19 protein-coding genes are annotated in these 19728 nt (G+C 71.3%); 12 read left to right on the top strand and 7 right to left on the bottom strand.

What is annotated here, in order from left to right; all coding sequences use genetic code 11:
• Nucleotides 1–75: 75 nt before the first annotated feature.
• On the bottom strand, nt 76–915 hold the full coding sequence (locus QOL88_RS29310) for a glutamate ABC transporter substrate-binding protein (protein WP_097223232.1): 840 nt from the start codon (nt 913–915) through the stop codon (nt 76–78).
• A gap of 79 nt (nt 916–994) precedes the next feature.
• Complete coding sequence (locus QOL88_RS29315; RefSeq protein WP_097221293.1) at nt 995–1771, bottom strand: amino acid ABC transporter ATP-binding protein; 777 nt, start codon at nt 1769–1771, stop codon at nt 995–997.
• Between the two features lie 289 nt (nt 1772–2060).
• Between QOL88_RS29315 and QOL88_RS29320 the strand changes: the two genes are divergently transcribed.
• Together QOL88_RS29320 and QOL88_RS29325 are read left to right on the top strand one after the other, a co-directional pair.
• Nucleotides 2061–2747: a response regulator transcription factor gene (locus tag QOL88_RS29320; RefSeq protein WP_097221294.1), complete on the top strand. Its 687-nt coding sequence runs from the start codon at nt 2061–2063 to the stop codon at nt 2745–2747.
• Between the two features lie 9 nt (nt 2748–2756).
• Entirely contained in the window at nt 2757–4163 is a 1407-nt protein-coding gene (locus tag QOL88_RS29325) for a sensor histidine kinase (protein ID WP_097221295.1), read from the top strand.
• A gap of 52 nt (nt 4164–4215) precedes the next feature.
• On the opposite strand, the gene QOL88_RS29330 is transcribed toward QOL88_RS29325, so the two are convergent.
• Nucleotides 4216–5217 carry a TAXI family TRAP transporter solute-binding subunit gene (locus QOL88_RS29330; RefSeq protein WP_097221296.1) on the bottom strand — a complete coding sequence of 334 codons (1002 nt, stop codon included), beginning with the start codon at nt 5215–5217 and terminating at the stop codon, nt 4216–4218.
• A gap of 97 nt (nt 5218–5314) precedes the next feature.
• On the opposite strand from QOL88_RS29330, the gene QOL88_RS29335 reads away from it, so the two are divergent.
• A complete protein-coding gene (locus QOL88_RS29335) occupies nt 5315–5722 on the top strand; it encodes a pyrophosphohydrolase domain-containing protein (protein ID WP_030853323.1) in 408 nt (135 codons plus the stop codon).
• A 135-nt stretch (nt 5723–5857) separates the two neighbouring features.
• On the opposite strand, the gene QOL88_RS29340 is transcribed toward QOL88_RS29335, so the two are convergent.
• Complete coding sequence (locus tag QOL88_RS29340; protein WP_097221297.1) at nt 5858–7075, bottom strand: cation:proton antiporter; 1218 nt, start codon at nt 7073–7075, stop codon at nt 5858–5860.
• Nucleotides 7076–7079: 4 nt separating this feature from the next.
• Entirely contained in the window at nt 7080–7565 is a 486-nt protein-coding gene (locus tag QOL88_RS29345) for a cation:proton antiporter regulatory subunit (RefSeq protein ID WP_031103500.1), read from the bottom strand.
• 138 nt (nt 7566–7703) lie between these two features.
• On the opposite strand from QOL88_RS29345, the gene QOL88_RS29350 reads away from it, so the two are divergent.
• The 4 genes from QOL88_RS29350 to QOL88_RS29365 all read left to right on the top strand — a co-directional run bounded on the left by QOL88_RS29350 (nt 7704) and on the right by QOL88_RS29365 (nt 11775).
• The gene (locus tag QOL88_RS29350) at nt 7704–8765 is read left to right on the top strand and encodes a sensor histidine kinase (protein ID WP_097221298.1); all 1062 of its coding nucleotides are present in this window, start codon (nt 7704–7706) and stop codon (nt 8763–8765) included.
• The gene (locus QOL88_RS29355) at nt 8765–9418 is read left to right on the top strand and encodes a response regulator (protein WP_097221299.1); all 654 of its coding nucleotides are present in this window, start codon (nt 8765–8767) and stop codon (nt 9416–9418) included. Before QOL88_RS29350 ends, QOL88_RS29355 begins: the two co-directional genes overlap by 1 nt.
• 64 nt (nt 9419–9482) lie before the next feature.
• Nucleotides 9483–10997, top strand: coding sequence for a tRNA (N6-isopentenyl adenosine(37)-C2)-methylthiotransferase MiaB (gene miaB, locus QOL88_RS29360; RefSeq protein WP_097221300.1), 1515 nt, complete (start codon nt 9483–9485; stop codon nt 10995–10997).
• A 64-nt stretch (nt 10998–11061) separates the two neighbouring features.
• Complete coding sequence (locus QOL88_RS29365) at nt 11062–11775, top strand: class III extradiol dioxygenase subunit B-like domain-containing protein (protein WP_097221301.1); 714 nt, start codon at nt 11062–11064, stop codon at nt 11773–11775.
• Between the two features lie 174 nt (nt 11776–11949).
• Here the strand turns inward: QOL88_RS29365 and QOL88_RS29370 are convergent, their stop codons facing one another.
• Together QOL88_RS29370 and QOL88_RS29375 are read right to left on the bottom strand one after the other, a co-directional pair.
• Complete coding sequence (locus tag QOL88_RS29370) at nt 11950–12312, bottom strand: antitoxin (RefSeq protein ID WP_097221302.1); 363 nt, start codon at nt 12310–12312, stop codon at nt 11950–11952.
• A gap of 26 nt (nt 12313–12338) precedes the next feature.
• Nucleotides 12339–12617: a hypothetical protein gene (locus QOL88_RS29375; protein ID WP_097221303.1), complete on the bottom strand. Its 279-nt coding sequence runs from the start codon at nt 12615–12617 to the stop codon at nt 12339–12341.
• Between the two features lie 182 nt (nt 12618–12799).
• Here QOL88_RS29375 and miaA point away from each other — a divergent pair, with 182 nt between their 5' ends.
• The 5 genes from miaA (at nt 12800) to QOL88_RS29400 (ending at nt 19604) form a co-directional block, all read left to right on the top strand.
• Nucleotides 12800–13738 carry a tRNA (adenosine(37)-N6)-dimethylallyltransferase MiaA gene (gene miaA, locus QOL88_RS29380; protein ID WP_097221304.1) on the top strand — a complete coding sequence of 313 codons (939 nt, stop codon included), beginning with the start codon at nt 12800–12802 and terminating at the stop codon, nt 13736–13738.
• Between the two features lie 108 nt (nt 13739–13846).
• Nucleotides 13847–14359, top strand: coding sequence for a hypothetical protein (locus tag QOL88_RS29385; protein ID WP_097221305.1), 513 nt, complete (start codon nt 13847–13849; stop codon nt 14357–14359).
• 28 nt (nt 14360–14387) lie between these two features.
• Complete coding sequence (dapF, locus tag QOL88_RS29390) at nt 14388–15260, top strand: diaminopimelate epimerase (protein ID WP_097221306.1); 873 nt, start codon at nt 14388–14390, stop codon at nt 15258–15260.
• Between the two features lie 297 nt (nt 15261–15557).
• Nucleotides 15558–17735: a RelA/SpoT family protein gene (locus QOL88_RS29395; RefSeq protein WP_097221307.1), complete on the top strand. Its 2178-nt coding sequence runs from the start codon at nt 15558–15560 to the stop codon at nt 17733–17735.
• A 231-nt stretch (nt 17736–17966) separates the two neighbouring features.
• Nucleotides 17967–19604, top strand: a complete 1638-nt coding sequence (locus tag QOL88_RS29400; RefSeq protein ID WP_257027920.1) for a M1 family metallopeptidase — start codon at nt 17967–17969, stop codon at nt 19602–19604.
• Nucleotides 19605–19728: the final 124 nt, after the last annotated feature.

The following is a 19728-nucleotide window of genomic DNA, read 5'->3' on the forward strand; positions in this document are numbered from 1 at the left end:
TGCTTCCGCGTGTAGGGATGCCCACGCCGGTGCGCCGCCCCTTCCGGTGGGCGGCGCACCCTGTCAGGCGCTGCTTCAGCTCTTGATCTCGCCGATCTTCGGCGCCGGCTCGTTCTTGTAGTTGGCCGGGCCGAGGTTCTTGTCCACGGCCTTCTGCCATGCCTTGTCGGCGACCATGGCCTCAAGGGCCTTGTTGATCTTGGCCTTGAGGTCGCTGCCCTTCTTGACGCCGATGCCGTAGTTCTCGTTGGTCAGCTTGAAGCCGCCGAGCTTGAACTTGCCCTTGAACTGCGACTGGGCGGCGTAACCGGCGAGGATCGAGTCGTCGGTGGTCAGCGCGTCGACGGCACCGTTCTGCAGACCGGGCAGGCAGGCGGAGTACGTCGGGTACGGCTGCAGCTGCGCCTTGGGGGCCAGCTTGTCCTTGACGTTCTGCGCCGAGGTGGAGCCGGTGACCGAGCAGAGCTTGGCGTTGTTCAGGTCCTTCGGCGACTTGATCTTGTTGTCGTCCGCACGAACCAGAACATCCTGGTGAGCCAGCAGGTAAGGGCCGGCGAAGTCGACCTTCTCCTGGCGCTCGGGGGTGATCGAGTAGGTCGCGGCGATGAAGTCGACGTCACCGCGCTGGAGCATGGTCTCGCGGTCGGCGCTCTTCGCTTCCTTCCACTCGATCTGGTCCGCGTTGTAACCGAGCTTCTTGGCGACGTACGTGGCGACGTCGACGTCGAAGCCGGCGTAGCCCTGCGGCGTCTTCTGGCCGAGGCCGGGCTGGTCGAACTTGATGCCGACCTTGATCGTCTTGCCGCCGCCGGAGCCGGAGTCGCCGCCGGTGCTGTTGTCACCGCCGCACGCGGTGGCGGTGAGGGCGAGAGCGAAGACGGTGGCCGAGGCGGCGGTGACCTTGCGGAGCTTCATGATGAACATCCTTTGGCTGGTGAAGAGATGCGGGCCCTCAAGGGGGCGACACAGGGCGCGTCGGGCGCGACCCGCGCCGTCAGTGGTGCAGGATCTTCGACAGGAAGTCCTTGGCACGGTCGCTGCGCGGATTGCTGAAGAACTGGTCGGGCGCAGCCTCCTCGACGATTCGGCCGTCCGCCATGAACACCACGCGGTTTGCAGCCGATCGTGCGAAACCCATCTCATGGGTGACGACGATCATGGTCATGCCGTCGCGGGCGAGCTGCTGCATGACCTCCAGCACCTCGTTGATCATCTCGGGGTCGAGCGCGGAGGTCGGCTCGTCGAAGAGCATCACCTTCGGCTCCATGGCCAGCGCCCGGGCGATCGCGACACGCTGCTGCTGACCGCCGGAGAGCTGCGCCGGGTACTTCTCGGCCTGCGCGCCCACACCGACCCGGTCGAGCAGGGCGCGAGCCCGCTCCTCGGCCGCCTTCTTGTCCTTCTTGCGGACCTTGATCTGGCCGAGCATCACGTTCTCGAGCACGGTCTTGTGCGCGAAGAGGTTGAAGGACTGGAAGACCATGCCGACATCGGCGCGGAGCTTGGCCAGCTCCTTGCCCTCGGCGGGCAGGGGCTTGCCGTCGATCGTGATCGTGCCGGAGTCGGTCGTCTCCAGGCGGTTGATGGTGCGGCACAGGGTGGACTTGCCGGACCCGGAGGGCCCGATGACCACGACGACTTCACCGCGGGCGATCGTCAGGTCGATGTCCTGGAGTACGTGCAACGCGCCGAAGTGCTTGTTGACGCTCTTCAGGACGACCAGTTCTCCGGTCGCGGCCACATCTTCCTTGGCCACCGATACTTCGGTCATCGCTCTCAGGCTCCGTCCTCCTCGGTTTCGGAGGACAGTAGTAACCCTCTACGACCTGCGTCATTACATCTGAGGGGAATCTGAGCATCACGATCCGATAGCAATCGGACACGTGTCGTAGCACTTATGAGCAGCGCTCATATCGGCCGGGTAACGGAAGCGCTCCGCAACCGGAACCCTCTTGACGCCGTCCTCATCCATCAGCGTGACTGCACAAGGTGCACGCGCGCGCGTGCACGCTTTTTGTACACATCTAGATCGTACGGCCAGTGAACCGAAGGGGGCCCGGGTGAGACTGCTGCTCGTCGAGGACGACAACCACGTCGCCGCCGCCCTGTCGGCGGTTCTGGCGCGGCACGGGTTCGACGTCACACACGCGCGCAGCGGTGAGGAGGCCCTCCAGGCCCTCGTTCCCGAGAGCGACTGCTTCGGCGTCGTCCTCCTCGATCTGGGCCTGCCCGACCAGGACGGATACGAGGTCTGCGGCAAGATCCGCAAGCGGACCAGCACCCCGGTGATCATGGTGACCGCCCGCTCCGACGTGCGCTCCCGCATCCACGGACTCAACCTCGGCGCCGACGACTACGTGGTGAAGCCCTACGACACCGGGGAACTGCTCGCCCGTATCCACGCCGTGAGCCGGCGCACCTCCCACGAGGACACCTCCAGCGGCATCGAGACCGAGCTGCGGCTCGGCCCGGTGCACATCGAGCTCCCCAACCGCCGGGTCAGCGTGGACGGGTCGGTGATCCAGCTGACCCGCAAGGAGTTCGACCTGCTGGCCCTGCTCGCGCAGCGGCCCGGGGTGGTCTTCCGCCGGGAGCAGATCATCAGTGAGGTGTGGCAGACCAGCTGGGAGGGGACCGGGCGGACCCTTGAGGTGCATGTGGCGTCCCTGCGCGCCAAGCTGCGCCTGCCGGCCCTCATCGAGACCGTACGCGGAGTCGGATACCGGCTCGTCGCGCCTGCCGGGTAGCGGGGCCGGGTGCGCACTCGTCTGCTCCCGCTGCTCATCATCCTGATGGCGGCCGTGCTGCTCGCGCTCGGCGTCCCGCTCGCCGTGAGCCTCGCCGGGGCGCAGCAGCAGAAGGTCGTCGTCGACCGGATCGACGACACGGCGCGCTTCGCCGCCCTCGCCCAGTTCGTCACCGACTCGCCCGACGGGACCGAGGGCGCTTTCGAGAACGAGCGCCTGGCCACCCTCAGCAGCGAGTTGACCAGCTACTACGACGTCTACGGCATCCGGTCCGGGGTCTTCTACCGCAGCGGCCGTGCCATGGCCCACGCCCCGGCCAAGTGGTCGCTGCCCAACGAGGGCGAGGTACGGGACGCGTTCGACGAGGCGCTGCTCAGCCGCCGCAGCCACGACCCGCAGCAGGTGTGGCCCTGGCAGCGCCGCAACCTCGTGGTGGCCTCGCCGGTCATCCGGGACGGGGACGTCGTCGCGGTCGTCGTCACCGACTCGCCCACCGGACAGCTGCGCTCCCGCACTCTGCACGGCTGGCTGGTCATCGGCGCGGGCGAGTTCGCCGCGATGCTGCTGGCCGTCGGTGCCGCCCTGCGGCTGACCGGCTGGGTGCTCAAGCCCGTACGGGTGCTGGACGCCACCACCCACGACATCGCCACCGGGCGGCTCAAGTCACGCGTGGCCGCCGCCGGCGGGCCGCCGGAACTCCAGCGTCTGGCCCGGTCGTTCAACGAGATGGCGGACAACGTCGAGGACGTACTGGAGCAGCAGCGCGCCTTTGTCGCCGACGCCTCGCACCAGCTGCGCAACCCCCTCGCGGCGTTGCTGCTGCGCATCGAGCTGCTCTCCTTCGAGCTGCCCGAGGGCAACAAGGAGATCGCCTCGGTCCAGGCCGAGGGCAAGCGCCTCGCGCAGGTCCTGGACGACCTGCTCGACCTGGCGCTGGCCGAGCACACCGAGGCGGATCTGAAGATCACCGACATCGGCGAGCTCGCCGCGGAACGCGTCGCGGCCTGGGCCCCGACCGCCGAGGCCAAGGGCGTGCGCCTGGTGGGGGACTGCCCGCCGACGACCGCGTGGGCCGACCCGGTCACGCTGTCCAGCGCGCTGGACGCGGTCATCGACAACGCGGTGAAGTTCACGCCCGAGGACCGGACCGTCGAGGTGACCGTCGCCTCCCACGGCGACACCTCCACCGTCGTCGTCACCGACCAGGGCCCGGGTCTGACCGACGAGGAGCTGGCCCGCGTCGGCGACCGCTTCTGGCGCAGCGGCCGGCATCAGAACATCAAGGGCTCGGGCCTCGGGCTGTCCATCTCGCGGGCCCTGCTCGCGGCGGGCGGCGGTTCGATCGCCTACGACCGTCACGAGCCGCACGGGCTGAAGGTCACGGTGGCGGTGCCGAGGTCGGCACCCACGGCATGACGGAAGGCGACAGCGGCGGTCCCGGCGCTACGGGAGTTGCGGGCAGGAGCCGCTACGGCTTGACCGACTGGTAGTAGCGCTGGGCGCCGGCGTGCAGTTGCAGCGGGTCGGTGTAGATCGCGGTGCGGACGTCGACCAGCTGGGCGGAGTGGACGGTCGCGCCGATGAGGTCCCGACTGTCGAGCACCGTGCGGGTCAGCCACTCGGTGAGTCGCGGGTCCATGTCGCTGCGGGTGAGCAGCACGTTGGACACCGCCAGGGTCGGCACCGCGTGACCGCGCTGGATGGTGGGGTAGGCCGACTCCGGCATCTTGGTGGCACGGTAGTAGCGCGTGGCGCCGCCCTGGTCGTGCAGCTTGGCCACGAGCCGGGCGTCGATGGGCACGAACCGGAAGGCCGATGCCGACTTCTTGGCCGGCCGGCTCAGCCCGTCCGTGGGCAGCCCGCCCGACCAGAAGAACGCGTCGAGGCCGTGCCCCAGCCGCTTGGGTCCGGTGTCGATGCCGTCCGAGGACGGCTGGATGTCCTTCTCCGGGTCGATGCCGGCGGCCCTGAGCACACCGTTGGCTATCAGCCGTACACCGGAGTTGGGCAGCCCTATGGCCACGCGCTTGCCCCGCAGGTCGGAGACGGAGCGGATGTCCGAGTCCGGTGGCACGACGAGCTGGACGTAGTCGTCGTAGAGGCGGGCGAGGCCCCGCAGCCGGTCGGCGCCCGGGGCGTTGTCGAGTTTGTACGTGGCGATCGCGTCGGCCGCGGCGATGGCGAAGTCCGCCTCGCCGGTCGCCACGTCGGCGACGTTCTCCTGCGAGCCGGCGCTGGTCAGCAGCCGCACCTTGAGGTCGGGCATGTCCTTGTCGATCTCGGTGCGCAGGAGTTCCCCGTACTCGTGGTAGACCCCGGCGCGGGTGCCCGTGCTGAACGTGATGGTGCCGCTCGGCGGCTCCTCGGCCCAGGGGCGCAGCCACCACAGCAGCAGGCCGAGGACCACGAGGGCGGCGGTGCCGCCCTGCAGGGCCCCGCGCCTGCCGATACGGGGGAGCGTTCTGGACATGCGGGCGATCCTGCCAGCCGGGGCGCCCCTCTGACCAGGGCAGGGGTCACAGGGCCGGGGCGGGGGAGTGTCAGTGGCCGCCACTACGCTCGCCCCCATGAGCTCTTCGCCCGCCGACCTGGTCCGTGAATTCCACCGCGCCTTCGGGCTGGACGCCCGCAGTACGCCGACGGAGGTCTCCCCGGAACTCGCCGCTCACCGGGGCGAACTTCTCGCGGAGGAGGCCGCCGAGGTGGCGGAGGTGTCGGTGCGGGGCCCGCTCGACCGGCTCGCCCACGAGCTGGCGGACGTGGTCTACGTCGCCTACGGCACCGCCCTGGTGCACGGCATCGACCTGGACGCGGTGCTCGCCGAGGTCCACCGCTCCAACATGACGAAGATCGGCCCCGACGGCTCGGTCTCCCGCCGCGAGGACGGCAAGGTTCTCAAGGGGGAGCACTACGAGGCGCCGGACGTGCCGGGGGTGCTGCGCAGACAAGGGTGGGCGCCGGGCGGGGGCGCCTGACCCGGGCAGCGTCCGGGGTCCCGGTCTCGCACCGCCCGGCCCACCCTCCTCGGGTCGGCGATCGGCGCCCCACCCTCCTCGGTCGGCGATCGGTGCCCCACCCTCCTCTGCCGGCGATCGGCGCCCACCTTGCTCTCAGTCCGCGACCGGTGCCTCGGCCTCGGTCGCCCGGGGCGCCGGCTCCGGGCGGCGGGGCTCGCGGTGTCGCCCCCACCACGCAGCCACCGGCTCGGTGTAGCGCGCGGTGAGCGGGCCCAGCACCACCAGGATCAGGACGTAGGCCGTGGCCAGGGGGCCGAGGGACGGTTCGATGCCTGCCGAGACCGCCAGACCGGCGATGACGATCGAGAACTCGCCGCGCGCCACCAGCGCGCCCCCCGCACGCCAGCGGCCCTTGACGGAGATCCCGGCGCGCCGGGCCGCCCAGTACCCGGTGGCGATCTTCGTCAGTGCCGTGAGGACGGCCAGTCCGAGGGCGGGCAACAGGACGGGCGGGATGCTCGACGGGTCGGTGTGCAGCCCGAAGAAGACGAAGAAGACCGCCGCGAACAGGTCACGCAAGGGACTCAGCAGGGTGTGCGCGCCCTCCGCGACCTCCCCCGACAGCGCGATGCCCACCAGGAAGGCCCCGACCGCCGCCGACACCTGGAGCTGCTGCGCGACGCCCGCGACCAGGATCGTCAGACCCAGCACGACCAGCAGCAGCTTCTCCGGGTCGTCGCTGGAGACGAACCGCGAGATGAGCCTGCCGTAGCGCACGGCAAGGAACAGCACCAGCCCGGCCGCGCCCAGCGCGATCGCCAGGGTCACGCTCCCGGCCATCAGGCCGACGCCCGCCACCAGCGCGGTGACGATGGGCAGGTACACCGCCATCGCCAGGTCCTCCAGCACCAGCACGCTGAGGATCACCGGCGTCTCCCGGTTGCCGACCCGGCCCAGATCGCCCAGCACCTTCGCGATCACGCCGGACGACGAGATCCAGGTGACACCGGCCAGCACGACGGCGGCCACCGGACCCCAGCCGAGCAGCAGCGCCACGGCCGCCCCGGGCAGCGCGTTGAGGGCGCAGTCGACCAGACCGGACGGATAGTGGGTCTTGAGGTTGGAGACCAGATCGCTCGCCGTGTACTCCAGGCCCAGCATCAACAGCAGCAGGATGACGCCGATCTCCGCGCCCGTGGCGACGAACTCCTCGCTCGCGCCCAGCGGCAGCAGACCGCCCTCACCGAAAGCCAGACCGGCCAGCAGGTACAGGGGTATCGGGGAGAGCCGGAACCGGGCGGCGAACCGGCCGAGCAGGCCGAGGCCGAGAATGATGGAACCGAACTCGATGAGCAGAACCGCGGAGTGCAACGGCTCACTCCCGCCCGAGTATGGTCGCGGCCGCGTCGACGCCCTCGCGGGTCCCGACGACGATCAGCGTGTCACCGCCCGCCAGCCGGAAGTCCGGCGCGGGCGACGGGATGGCCTCGGCCCGGCGCAGCACGGCCACCACCGACGCGCCCGTCTCCGTCCGCATCCGCATGTCGCCCAGCACCCGCCCGTTCCAGCGCGAGGTCGCGGCCACCTCGATCCGCTCGGCGACCAGCCCCAGGTCCGTGGTGTACAGCAGGCTCGGGCTGTGGTGGGACGGCTTCAGCGCGTCGATCAGCGATCCCGCCTCCGAGCTGGTCAGCTTCAGGGACTGGGCGCAGGAGTCGGGATCGTCGGACCGGTACACGTTCACCGTGCGCGTGCCGTCGCGGTGCGCCACCACCGACAGATGGCGGTGCTCCCGGGTCTCCAGGTCGTACTGGACCCCGATACCCGGTAGTGGCGTCGCCCTCAGGCGCGGAGCTGACACGTTGCTTCCCCTTGTTCGTCTGGTTCGTTGTTTTTCCGCACGTTGCCGCACGTGGTCGCGCTTTGCCGGTCTGATGAGCGGTGTCGATCACCGGACGGGCCAAGTCCGCATGGTCCCATCCGGCCGTACGGTGACGACATGGGTGTCGTGACGGATATACGCAGCGGCCGCTCGTCGGAGAGGGTGGACGGGGCGGTGCACTGCGCGAAGGCGGGAAGGAGCGGATCCGGGAGCGTGTCGTTGTTCTGGCGGATCTTCTCGCTCAACGCCGCCGGCCTGGTCGTGGCCACGGCGCTGCTGCTCGGCCCTGTCACCGTGTCCACCCCCGTCCTCGCGGGCGAGGCCCTCGTCCTGCTCGGCGGCCTGGTGCTGCTGCTCGCCGGCAACGCGCTCGTGCTGCGCTTCGGTCTGGTGCCCCTGCAACGGCTGGACCGGGCCATGGCCACCGCGGATCTGCTGCGTCCGGGCTCCCGGCCGGTGGTCGCGGGACCGGCGGAGACGGCCGGGCTGATCACGACGTACAACACGATGCTCGACCGGCTGGAGGCCGAACGGGCCGCGGGCGCCGCCCGGGCGCTGTCCGCGCAGGAGAGCGAACGGCACCGGATCGCCCGGGAGCTCCACGACGAGGTCGGGCAGACCCTGACCGCCGTCCTCCTCCAGCTCAAGCGGGTCGCGGATCTGGCGCCGGAGGACCTTCGCGAGGAGGTGGGCCAGGCGCAGGAGGCGACCCGGGCCGGCCTGGACGAGATCCGCCGGATCGCACGCCGGCTGCGCCCCGGCGTACTGGAGGAACTCGGGCTGGCCAGCGCCCTGCGCTCGCTCACCGGCGAGTTCACCACCCACGGGCTGACCGTGCGCCACCACGTCACCGGCGAGCTCCCCGCCCTGACCCCCGAAGCGGAACTCGTCGTCTACCGGGTCGCCCAGGAGGGCCTGACCAACACCGCCCGGCACGCCGCCGCCGACCGCGCCGAACTCCGCCTCCAGCCGGTCCCCGACGGCGTCGAACTCCTCGTACGCGACAACGGCACCGGCCTCGGCGACGCCCCCGAGGGCGCCGGCCTCACGGGCATGCGCGAACGCGCGCTGCTCATCGGTGCCGCCCTGACCCTGGAGACAGCGCCGGGCGGGGGCACCGACGTACGGTTGCGCGTACCGGTGGCCGTGCGCGAACCAGTGAGCGAAGGACCCCGCTGATGCCCACACCGATCCGCGTGCTGCTCGCCGACGACCACACCCTCGTGCGCCGGGGCGTGCGCCTCATCCTGGACGGGGAGCCCGACCTCACGGTCGTGGCCGAGGCCGGGGACGGCGCCGAGGCCGTCGCACGCGCGCGTGAGACCCCCGTCGACCTCGCCGTCCTGGACGTCGCTATGCCCCGCATGACCGGCCTCCAAGCGGCCCGGGAGCTCTCCCGCCGACTGCCCGACCTGCACATCCTGATCCTGACCATGTACGACAACGAGGAGTACTTCTTCGAGGCGCTCAGGGCCGGGGCGAGCGGCTACGTCCTCAAGTCCGTCGCCGACCGCGACCTGGTCGAGGCCTGCCGGGCGGCCGTGCGCGACGAGCCGTTCATCTACCCGGGCGCCGAACGCGCCCTCGTCCGCTCCTACCTCGAGCGGCTGCACCGGGGTGACGGCCTGCCGGAGAGGGCCATCACCGAACGCGAGGAGGAGATCCTCAAGCTGGTCGCCGAGGGCCACACCTCGAAGGAGATCGGCGAGCTCCTCTTCATCAGCGCCAAGACGGTCGAGCGTCACCGCGCCAACCTCCTCCAGAAGCTCGGCATGCGCGACCGCCTGGAGCTGACCCGGTACGCGATCAGGGCCGGACTCATCGAACCCTGAGCCCGGGGCGGAGGTTGTCCACAGGCGGCCGAGCCACTTTCGCCGACCGCCTACCCTTGTCCCCATGAGCAGCATCGACCGGAGCCAGTCAGTGGGCGGCACGCGCACATACGAGGTACGCACCTACGGGTGCCAGATGAACGTCCACGACTCCGAGCGATTGTCCGGACTGCTGGAGGACGCGGGCTACGTCCGTGCGCCCGAGGGCGCCGACGGGGCGGACGTCGTCGTCTTCAACACCTGCGCCGTGCGGGAGAACGCCGACAACAAGCTGTACGGCAACCTCGGCCACCTCGCCCCGAAGAAGGCGAGCCGTCCCGGCATGCAGATCGCGGTCGGCGGCTGCCTCGCGCAGAAAGACCGCGACACCATCGTGAAGAGGGCGCCCTGGGTGGACGTCGTCTTCGGCACGCACAACATCGGCAAGCTGCCGGTCCTGCTGGAGCGCGCCCGCGTGCAGGAGGAGGCGCAGGTCGAGATCGCCGAGTCGCTGGAGGCGTTCCCCTCGACGCTGCCCACCCGCCGCGAGAGCGCCTACGCGGCCTGGGTCTCCATCTCCGTCGGCTGCAACAACACCTGCACCTTCTGCATCGTCCCGGCCCTGCGCGGCAAGGAGAAGGACCGTCGCCCCGGCGACATCCTCGCCGAGATCGAGGCCTTGGTCGCCGAGGGCGTCTCCGAGATCACGCTGCTCGGGCAGAACGTCAACGCCTACGGCTCCGACATCGGCGACCGCGAGGCCTTCAGCAAGCTGCTGCGCGCCTGCGGGAAGATCGACGGCCTGGAGCGCGTCCGCTTCACCTCGCCGCACCCGCGGGACTTCACCGACGACGTCATCGCCGCCATGGCCGAGACGCCGAACGTGATGCCGCAGCTGCACATGCCGCTCCAGTCCGGATCCGACCCGGTCCTGAAGGCGATGCGCCGCTCCTACCGCCAGGAGCGCTTCCTCGGCATCATCGAGAAGGTCCGCGCCGCCATCCCGCACGCCGCGATCAGCACGGACATCATCGTGGGCTTCCCCGGCGAGACCGAGGAGGACTTCGAGCAGACGCTGCACGTGGTGCGCGAGGCCCGCTTCGCCCAGGCCTTCACGTTCCAGTACTCGAAGCGGCCCGGCACCCCGGCCGCCGAGATGGACGGCCAGATCCCCAAGAAGGTCGTCCAGGAGCGCTACGAGCGGCTCGTCGCCCTCCAGGAGGAGATCTCCTGGGAGGAGAACAAGAAGCAGGTCGGACGCACGCTGGAGCTGATGGTCGCCGAGGGCGAGGGCCGCAAGGACGACAGCACCCACCGCCTCTCCGGCCGCGCCCCCGACAGCCGCCTCGTCCACTTCTCGAAGCCGGACGAGGAGGTCCGTCCCGGCGACGTGGTCACGGTCGAGATCACCTACGCCGCCCCGCACCACCTCCTCGCCGAGGGCCCCGTGCTGGGCGTGCGCCGCACGCGCGCGGGCGACGCCTGGGAGAAGCGCAACGCGGCCGAGAAGGCCAAGCCCGTCGGCGTGATGCTGGGCCTGCCGAAGATCGGCGCCCCCGAGCCCCTGCCCGCCGTGGCGAGCGGGTGCGGCTGCGACTGACCCGGGCTGCCGCCGCCCAGAGCGGTGGCAGCGGCTCCCGCTCCTGAGAGTTACCCTGCCGATCATGCTTGTCGCCGCCGCTGTCTGCCCTTGCCCGCCCCTGCTGGTCCCCGAGGTCGCCGCGGGCGCCGCCCCGGAACTGGACGCCGCGCGGGCCGCCTGCACGGACGCGCTGGGGGTGCTCGCCGCCGCCCGGCCCGGCCGGCTCGTGGTCGTCGGACCGGTGGACGGTGCCGGGCCCGAGGCGTACCCGGAGGGAACGGCGGGGTCCTTCCGGGGCTTCGGCGTCGACCTCGACGTACGGCTGGGAACGGGCGAGGGCGCGGACACGGAACAGCGGCTGCCGTACGCGCTGGCGGTCGGGGCCTGGCTGCTGGAGCGGACCGGGTGGTCCGACGCTCCGGTCGAGGGGCTGGGCGTGGGGGAGTCGTACCCGCCCGGGCTGTGCGCGCGGACCGGGAGGGACATCGCCGCCCGGGACGAGCGGGTCGCCCTGCTGGTGATGGGCGACGCGAGCGCGTGCCGGACGCTCAAGGCCCCGGGCTATCTGGACGAACGGGCGGCGCCCTTCGACGCGGAGGTCGCACGCGCGCTCGGCGCGGCGGACGTGGCGGCCCTCACCACGCTGGACACGGGGCTGGCACACGAGCTGAAGGTGTCCGGCCGGGCCCCCTGGCAGGTCCTGGCGGGCGCGGCCGACGGCGCGGACCTCGGCGGCTCACTGCTGTACGAGGACGCGCCGTACGGCGTGGGATACGTCGTCGCAGCCTGGTCGTAGACCGGGCGGCGAGGCACGGACACGGGCGCGGGAAACGGCGGACGGCCGGGAGCCCCCGTGCTCCGCGGCCGTCCGCCGATGTGCCCTTCAGTGTGCCGATGTGCGCATGAACCCTGCTGCCGTGCGCATTGGACCTGCTGCTGTGCGCACGGAACCTGCTGCGCCGATGCGCGCTCAGGAGGTGGGCGGTGGTGCCTCCGGATGTGGAGTGCCGCCCCCGTCCCGCGGCGGAGCCGTCCGGCCGGTGCCGGGCGGCCTCGTCGTGCCGGGCGTCGTCCTGGCATCCGTGCCGGGGGTCGTCGTGCCGCCCATGTCCGGTCTGGTGTCGTCATGGTGCGTGAGTCGGCCCATGGCGTCCTTCGCCCGGCCCGTGCCCGACTGGATCCTGTCGCTGTACTTGCCCTTGGTCGTCTTGTCGACGGCCTGCGCGGCCTTGTCCAGACCGTGGTGGATCTTGCCCTCGTGCCGCTGTGCGAGGTCCGAGACCTTGCCCCTGGCCGGGCCCAGCTTGGCTTTCACGTCGTCCATGAGACCCATGACTCACCTTCCCTCGCGCAGGACGGTCAGGTACGAGCACCCTCGCCGGCCTCGTTGTCTGCCGCCTTCTCGGTGGATTGCTGCTTGGGGATGTCGACACCCTCGGACTCGGTGGACTTGGAAGCCTCGGAGGTGGCCTCGGCGGTCGGCTCCGCCGGTTCCTCCGCTCCGCCGGTGCCCTTCGTCTCCACGGCCTCGGCCGCCTCCGTCTCGGGCCCGGCCTTCGCCGTGTCGGTCTGAGCCTCGGCCGCAGGCGTCTCCGCCGTGGCCTTCGACCGCCGGAGAAGTCGTGCAAAAACGCCCATATCCACTCCATACGTTACTCGTGCGGGCGAAATCCCGCGTTGCCCGGTGCGTCAATTTGCGCGGCCCAGGCCACCGCCTCTGCGATCCGGCGGCAGGAACCTCGCAACGGGCAACGAACCCGCGGCCGTCGCGTCACGTAACTCGTTCGAGACCGGTGGTCGAGGTTTGCGAGACTGGGGCGGTGAGCAGTGCACCCCCCGCCCCCCGCGTCATCGCCGTCGTCGGACCAACTGCGGCCGGAAAGTCCGATCTGGGCGTATTCCTGGCCCAGCGTCTCGGCGGTGAAGTCGTCAACGCCGACTCCATGCAGCTCTACCGAGGGATGGACATCGGCACCGCCAAGCTGACGCCCGAGGAGCGCGACGGTGTCCCCCACCACCTGCTGGACATCTGGGACGTGACCGTCACGGCCTCCGTCGCCGAGTACCAGCGTCTGGCCCGGGAGCGCATCGAGGCGCTGCTCGCCGAGGGCCGCTGGCCGATCCTGGTCGGCGGCTCGGGACTCTACGTGCGCGGGGCCGTCGACAACCTGGAGTTCCCCGGCACCGACCCAGAGGTCCGCGCCCGTCTGGAGGAGGAACTCACGCTGCGCGGCTCCGGAGCGCTGCACGCCCGCCTGGCCGCCGCCGACCCCGAGGCCGCCCGCGCCATCCTGCCGAGCAACGGCCGCCGGGTCGTCCGCGCCCTTGAGGTGATCGAGATCACCGGCAGGCCCTTCACGGCCAACCTCCCCGGCCACGACTCGGTGTACGACACCCTCCAGATCGGCGTCGACGTGGCCCGTCCCGAGCTGGACGAGCGCATCGCGCGCCGGGTCGACCGGATGTGGGACGCCGGCCTCGTGGACGAGGTGAGCGCACTTCAGGCGCAGGGGTTGCGTGAAGGGCGTACGGCCTCGCGCGCGCTCGGCTACCAGCAGGTGCTCGCGGCGCTCGCCGGGGAGTGCACCCTCGAGGAAGCGCGGACCGAGACCGTGCGTGCCACCAAGCGCTTCGCGCGCCGCCAGGATTCATGGTTCAGGCGCGACCCGCGGGTGCACTGGTTGAGTGGGGCGGCGGCCGATCGCACGGAACTTCCGCAGCTCGCGCTGTCCTTGGTCGAACGACCGGTTACAGCCTGATCACGTCATGGCATCGGGACGCTCAGGCCGTCATCCGCTCCTTCGGCGGCGTGCCATCATCGAGCTTCGATCGACCGAGTTGAGTCCTAGTTGGGAGGGCGCGTGGCGATGGAGGCCGGCCCTCGCGACACCGCACGAAGCACCGATCACATCACCGCCGAGCGGGATGATACGGGGCGCGGGGACGCACCGGAGCAGGAGACGGACCACCTCAGCTCCGACGGGCCCGACGAGACGCAGGGCGTGACGGACGACGGCCCGGAGCCCGGCGAGATGTTCGCCGACGAGGTCGAGGTCGAGCTGCGCCCGCAGCGCCGGCTCCGCATCTGGCAGCTGGCTCCCATCGTGAGCCTCGCGGCACTCGGCTCCCTGATGTTCGCCTTCCCGCTCGCCTTCGACTTCGGCGACAGCGGTGCCGTCATCGCCATGCTGGGCCTGCTGATCTGCTCCTGCGCGGCCGGCTGGGGCATGATGGCCGCCCGCCGCGTCGGCTACACCTGGCCGGGCCTGCCGGCCCGCGGCTCCGGCCGCAGACCCGACTGGCGGGTCGCCCTCGCGTACGCCCTGGTCGTGGCCGTCGTGGTGGTCCTCGCCGTGTGGCGGGTGGCACGACTCCGGTAACGGATGCGTGCCCCGTTACGATCGAGGCATGAGCACGCGGATCGCCTTCCTCAAGGGGCACGGCACCGAGAACGACTTCGTGATCGTCCCGGACCCCGAGAACGCCATCGACCTGCCCCCGGCCGCCGTCGCCGCCCTGTGCGACCGCCGCGCCGGCATCGGCGGTGACGGGCTGCTGCACGTCGTGCGGTCCGTCGCCCACCCGGAGGCCATGGGCATGGCGGCCGAGGCGGAGTGGTTCATGGATTACCGCAACGGCGACGGCTCGGTCGCGGAGATGTGCGGCAACGGCGTGCGGGTGTTCGCGCGCTACCTCCAGCGCGCCGGTCACGTGACCGAGGGAGACCTCGCGGTCGCCACGCGCGGGGGAGTGAAGACCGTGCACATCGCCAAGGACGGTGACGTGACCGTGGGCATGGGGCGGGCGGTGCTCCCCGAGGGCGACGTGACGGTGAGTGTCGGCGAGCGCAGCTGGCCCGCACGGAACGTCAACATGGGCAACCCGCACGCCGTGGCTTTCGTGGACGATCTCTCGCACGCCGGTGATCTGCTCTCCCCGCCGCCCTTCAGCCCGGCCGCCGCGTACCCGGACGGTGTGAACGTGGAGTTCGTGGTCGACCGCGGCCCCGGGCACGTCGCGCTGCGCGTGCACGAGCGCGGCTCCGGTGAGACCCGCTCGTGCGGCACGGGCGCGTGCGCGGTCGCCGTGGCCGCCGCCCGCCGCGACGGCGCCGACCCGACGACCACAGGCGTCCCCGCGACCTACACCGTCGACCTCCCGGGCGGCACCTTGGTGATCACCGAGCGGCCCGACGGCGAGATCGAGATGACCGGCCCGGCCGTGATCGTGGCCGAGGGCGAGATCGACGCGGACTGGCTGGAAACCGCCACCACCGCGTGAGCGACATCGGGGCGTCCTGAAACATCCGCCCGGCTTCGGCCACCCGATCCGAAACCACCGTTGATATCCGGCCACTTGGCGGGAACCACGTCGTAAGAGTGGCGGCGTAGGGGGGTACAAACCTCACATTCATCCCTCGAATGGGTGATCAGTTTCACGCTCGGCGAGAGGCGGTCAGTCGGGCGTGGTGGGCTCGGTAGCATCAAGCACCGGCCCGGACGGGGGACCGAAGCCGCTCCCTGAGCCGTGTCCGCTCTGGGGCACCCCGTCCGCCGGTTGACGCAGCCGGAGGTGCCCATGAGTGCGGAGGCCACGAATTCCGTGACCCCAGGCCCGATGCCGGGCGCGGTGTCAGGACAGGTGACGCCGACAGCCCCCCGCAGAAAGGCCCGCCCCCGGATCGACCTGCGCCGCCTCGGCCGCGCGGCCCTGCTCGGCCCCGCCGCCCGCGGCCGGCTGCCCGACGCCATCAGCCATGTCGTCGAGGCCCACCGCGCCCATCACCCCGACGCGGACCTCGAACCCCTGCGTCACGCCTACGTCCTGGCCGAGTCCTCGCACCGCGGCCAGATGCGCAAGAGCGGCGAGCCGTACATCACGCACCCGCTCGCGGTGACCCTGATCCTCGCCGAACTCGGCGCCGAGACCACGACGTTGACCGCGTCCCTGCTGCACGACACCGTCGAGGACACGGACGTGACGCTCGACCAGGTACGCGACCAGTTCGGCGAGGAGGTCCGCTACCTCGTCGACGGCGTCACCAAACTGGAGAAGGTCGACTACGGCGCCGCCGCCGAGTCCGAGACCTTCCGCAAGATGCTCGTCGCCACCGGCAACGACGTCCGTGTCATGTCGATCAAACTCGCCGACCGGCTGCACAACATGCGCACCCTCGGCGTCATGCGCCCCGAGAAACAGGAGCGCATCGCCAAGGTGACACGTGACGTGCTCATCCCGCTCGCCGAACGGCTCGGCGTCCAGGCGCTCAAGACCGAACTGGAAGACCTGGTCTTCGCGATCCTGCATCCCGAGGAGTACGCGCGCACCAGGGAGTTGATCGTCCGCAACGCGGCCCGCGCGGACGATCCGCTCGCCGAGGTCGCGGACGAGGTGCGCGGGGTGCTGCGCGAGGCGGACATCACGGCCGAAGTCCTCATCCGGCCCCGCCACTTCGTCTCGGTGCACCGCGTCTCCCGCAAACGCGGCCGGCTGCGCGGCTCCGATTTCGGCCGCGTCCTGGTGCTGGTGAACGAGGACGCCGACTGCTACGGCGTCCTGGGCGAACTGCACACCTGTATGAAGCCGGTGGTCTCGGAGTTCAAGGACTTCATCGCCGTACCGAAGTTCAACCTGTACCAGTCGCTGCACACGGCCGTGGCGCGCGAGGACGGCCAGGTCGTCGAGGTCCTGATCCGCACGCACCAGATGCACAAGGTCGCCGAGGCCGGTGTCGTCGCCCTCGGCAACCCGTACGCACCGGCCCCCGAGGACCCGGCCGACGGCGAACGCGTCGACCCCACCCGACCCGGCTGGCTCTCCCGGCTCCTCGACTGGCAGGAGGCGGCACCCGACCCCGACCACTTCTGGTCGACCCTGCGCGAGGACCTCGCCCAGGACCGCGAGATCACCGTCTTCCGTCCCGACGGCGGCACCCTCGGCCTGCCCGAGGGCGCGACCTGCGTGGACGCCGCGTACGCGCAGTACGGCGAGGACGCGCACGCCTGTATCGGGGCCCGGGTGAACGGCCGCCTGGCGACGCTGAGCACCGTGCTGAGGGACGGCGACACCGTTCAGCTCCTCATGGGCCAGGACGCGGCGTCGGAGCCGTCCCGGGAGTGGCTGGAGCACGCCCACACCCCCGCGGCCCGGATCGCCATCCAGCGGTGGCTGACCGCCCATCCGGCGCAGGCGGAGTCCCAGCAGCAGAGCGAGGCGCGGATCGCCGGGGACCGGCCGGCCGTGCGGCCCGTCGACGTACCCGACCCGGACGCGGCCCCGGAGCAGCCCGCCGACCGCCCCGGCACCGGCCATGTCCTCGCCGACCTGCCCGGCGCGACCGTCCGGCTCGCCCGCTGTTGCACGCCCGTACCGCCCGACGCGATCACCGGCTTCGCGGTACGCGGAGGAGCGGTCACCGTGCACCGCGTGGAGTGCGCCGCGGTGGCGCGCATGAAGGACGGGGGGCGTGCGGAGGTCGGCGTGCGCTGGGGGGAGACCGCCGAGTGCCGGGTCACGCTGGTGGCCGAATCGTTCGTCCGCCCCCATCTGCTGGCCGACCTCACCGAGGCCATGGCCTCCGAGGGCGCCGAGATCGTCTCGGCGACCGTCGAGCCGCCGACCCAGCAGCAGGTGCGGCACACCTACACCGTGCAGCTCCCGGACGCCGGCCATCTGCCCGCCCTGATGCGCGCGATGCGCAATGTGGCCGGGGTGTACGACGTCAGCCGGGCCCAGCCGCAGCCACAGGGCGGCTGACCGGCCAGGGCCTGCGCACGGCGGTGTCAAGCCGCCGGGCTCGCCCCGCACGGCCCTGCCGGGATGGCCGGGGCCGGGCTTGCGGTGACGCCCCAGGGCGGTGCGAGCCCCGGTCCCGGCGGCCTCACGCCGCGACCGGGACGGCACCCGGCGCAGGCTCCGGTCCCCGGTTCGGGTGGGACGAAAGCGCGCCGTCCCCGCGGCTCACCCGCGCGCTGATAGCCGTGGGGCATGCTCCTGACCCCCCACAGCCAGGCCACCACCCCCACCCGGCGGCGCCGCACCGCCGCCGTCCTGCTCACCTCGGCGATCTCCGTCTGCCTCGTCGCCGCGAGCGCCCCCGTGGTTCCGCTCGGCGTCGGCGACCGACTCTTCCCGTACCTCGGCAACCCGGGCTACGACGTGGCGTCGTACGACCTCTCGTTCACCTATCCGGGCAACAACAGCGAACCGCTGCGGGCCGTCACCACCATCGACGCCTGGACGACCGCCGACCTGGACCGCGTCAACCTGGACTTCGCCCACGGCACCGTCGAGTCGGTCGAGGTCGACGGCGACCCCGCCGAGTTCCGCACCGCCGGCGAGGACCTGGTGATCACGCCCGAGGACTCCGTGTCGGACGGCAACTGGATGCGGATCACCGTGCGGCACACCAGTGATCCCGTGCCCGTCAAGGACCGCGAGGGCGGCTGGGTGCGCACCGCGGACGGCCTCGCCATGGCCAACCAGGCCGACGCCGCGCACATGGTCTACCCGTGCAACGACCACCCCTCCGACAAGGCGATGTTCACCATCCGGGTCACCGCACCCGACGGTCACACGGCCGTCGCCAACGGCCTGCCCGCCGGAGTGGAGAAGTCCGGCGGGTCCACGACCTGGACCTACCGCAGCCAGCACCCCATGGCCACCGAGCTCACCCAGGTCTCCATCGGCCGCTCCACGGTGCTGCACCGCACCGGCCCGCACGGGCTGCCCGTACGGGACGTCGTCCCGACCGAGCACCGCAAGGCGCTCGAACCCTGGCTGGAGAAGACCCCCGGCCAGATCGCCTGGATGGAGAGCAAGGTCGGCCGCTACCCCTTCGAGACGTACGGCCTGCTCATGGCCGACGCCTCCACCGGCTTCGAACTGGAGACCCAGACCCTCTCCCTCTTCGAACGGGAACTCTTCACCGATCCCGTCTACCCGCCGTGGTACGTCGAGTCGATCATGGTCCACGAGCTGGCCCACCAGTGGTTCGGCAACAGCGTCGGCCCCCGCACCTGGTCCGACCTGTGGCTCAACGAGGGGCACGCCACCTGGTACGAGGCGCTGTACGCCGAGGAGCAGGCCGACAAGCCGATGCGGGACCGGATGAAGGCCGCCTACGCCTCCTCCGACCGCTGGCGCGCCGCCGGCGGACCGCCCGCCGCCCCCAAGGCACCCGACCCCGGCCGCAAGACCAGCATCTTCCGGCCCAACGTCTACGACGGCGCCGCGCTCGTCCTGTACGCCCTGCGCGAGGAGATCGGCCGCCCGGCCTTCGAACGCCTGGAACGCGCCTGGTTCGGCCGCCACCAGGACGACACGGCCACGACGGAGGACTTCGTCCGGCTGGCCGCCGAGATCGCCGGGCGCGACCTGGACGGCTTCTTCCAGGGCTGGCTGTACGGCGAGAAGACCCCGCCGATGCCGGGGCACCCGGACTGGAAGCCGAAGGCTCTCGCCGGGAAGCCGGATGCTCTTGCGGGGAGGCCGAAGGTCCCGGCGGGCAAGCCGGAGGCTTCTGCGGGGAGGCCGAAGGTTTCGGCGGCGAAGCCAGATGCCCCCGCGGAAAGGCCGAAGGCTCCCGAGAAGCAGGCCCGGCCGGCGATGACGCCCGCCCGATAACACGGTGACGAGACGCCCCGTGCCGTGCGACCATCTTCAGGTCGGCGCGGCACGGAACGCCGGGAATCTCCCGGCCCGCCCGTGCGTTGCAGACAATGAACGGTTTCCGACCTACGTAAGGATC

Origin of the sequence: Streptomyces sp. Ag82_O1-12 (assembly GCF_900182715.1) — a bacterium.
In the GTDB taxonomy this organism is placed as follows: Bacteria; Actinomycetota; Actinomycetes; order Streptomycetales; family Streptomycetaceae; genus Streptomyces; species Streptomyces massasporeus.

Excerpts from the sequence above, each read along its gene's own strand:
- miaB (WP_097221300.1), top strand. The coding sequence starts at position 9,483 with ATGAGCAGCATCGACCGGAGCCAGTCAGTGGGCGGCACGCGCACATAC.
- QOL88_RS29350 (WP_097221298.1), top strand. The coding sequence starts at position 7,704 with ATGGGTGTCGTGACGGATATACGCAGCGGCCGCTCGTCGGAGAGGGTG.
- QOL88_RS29330 (WP_097221296.1), bottom strand. The coding sequence starts at position 5,217 with ATGTCCAGAACGCTCCCCCGTATCGGCAGGCGCGGGGCCCTGCAGGGC.
- QOL88_RS29400 (WP_257027920.1), top strand. The coding sequence starts at position 17,967 with ATGCTCCTGACCCCCCACAGCCAGGCCACCACCCCCACCCGGCGGCGC.
- QOL88_RS29395 (WP_097221307.1), top strand. The coding sequence starts at position 15,558 with ATGAGTGCGGAGGCCACGAATTCCGTGACCCCAGGCCCGATGCCGGGC.
- QOL88_RS29370 (WP_097221302.1), bottom strand. The coding sequence starts at position 12,312 with ATGGGTCTCATGGACGACGTGAAAGCCAAGCTGGGCCCGGCCAGGGGC.
- QOL88_RS29310 (WP_097223232.1), bottom strand. The coding sequence starts at position 915 with ATGAAGCTCCGCAAGGTCACCGCCGCCTCGGCCACCGTCTTCGCTCTC.
- QOL88_RS29315 (WP_097221293.1), bottom strand. The coding sequence starts at position 1,771 with ATGACCGAAGTATCGGTGGCCAAGGAAGATGTGGCCGCGACCGGAGAA.
- QOL88_RS29375 (WP_097221303.1), bottom strand. The coding sequence starts at position 12,617 with ATGGGCGTTTTTGCACGACTTCTCCGGCGGTCGAAGGCCACGGCGGAG.
- QOL88_RS29385 (WP_097221305.1), top strand. The coding sequence starts at position 13,847 with ATGGAGGCCGGCCCTCGCGACACCGCACGAAGCACCGATCACATCACC.
- QOL88_RS29355 (WP_097221299.1), top strand. The coding sequence starts at position 8,765 with ATGCCCACACCGATCCGCGTGCTGCTCGCCGACGACCACACCCTCGTG.
- QOL88_RS29335 (WP_030853323.1), top strand. The coding sequence starts at position 5,315 with ATGAGCTCTTCGCCCGCCGACCTGGTCCGTGAATTCCACCGCGCCTTC.
- QOL88_RS29365 (WP_097221301.1), top strand. The coding sequence starts at position 11,062 with ATGCTTGTCGCCGCCGCTGTCTGCCCTTGCCCGCCCCTGCTGGTCCCC.
- dapF (WP_097221306.1), top strand. The coding sequence starts at position 14,388 with ATGAGCACGCGGATCGCCTTCCTCAAGGGGCACGGCACCGAGAACGAC.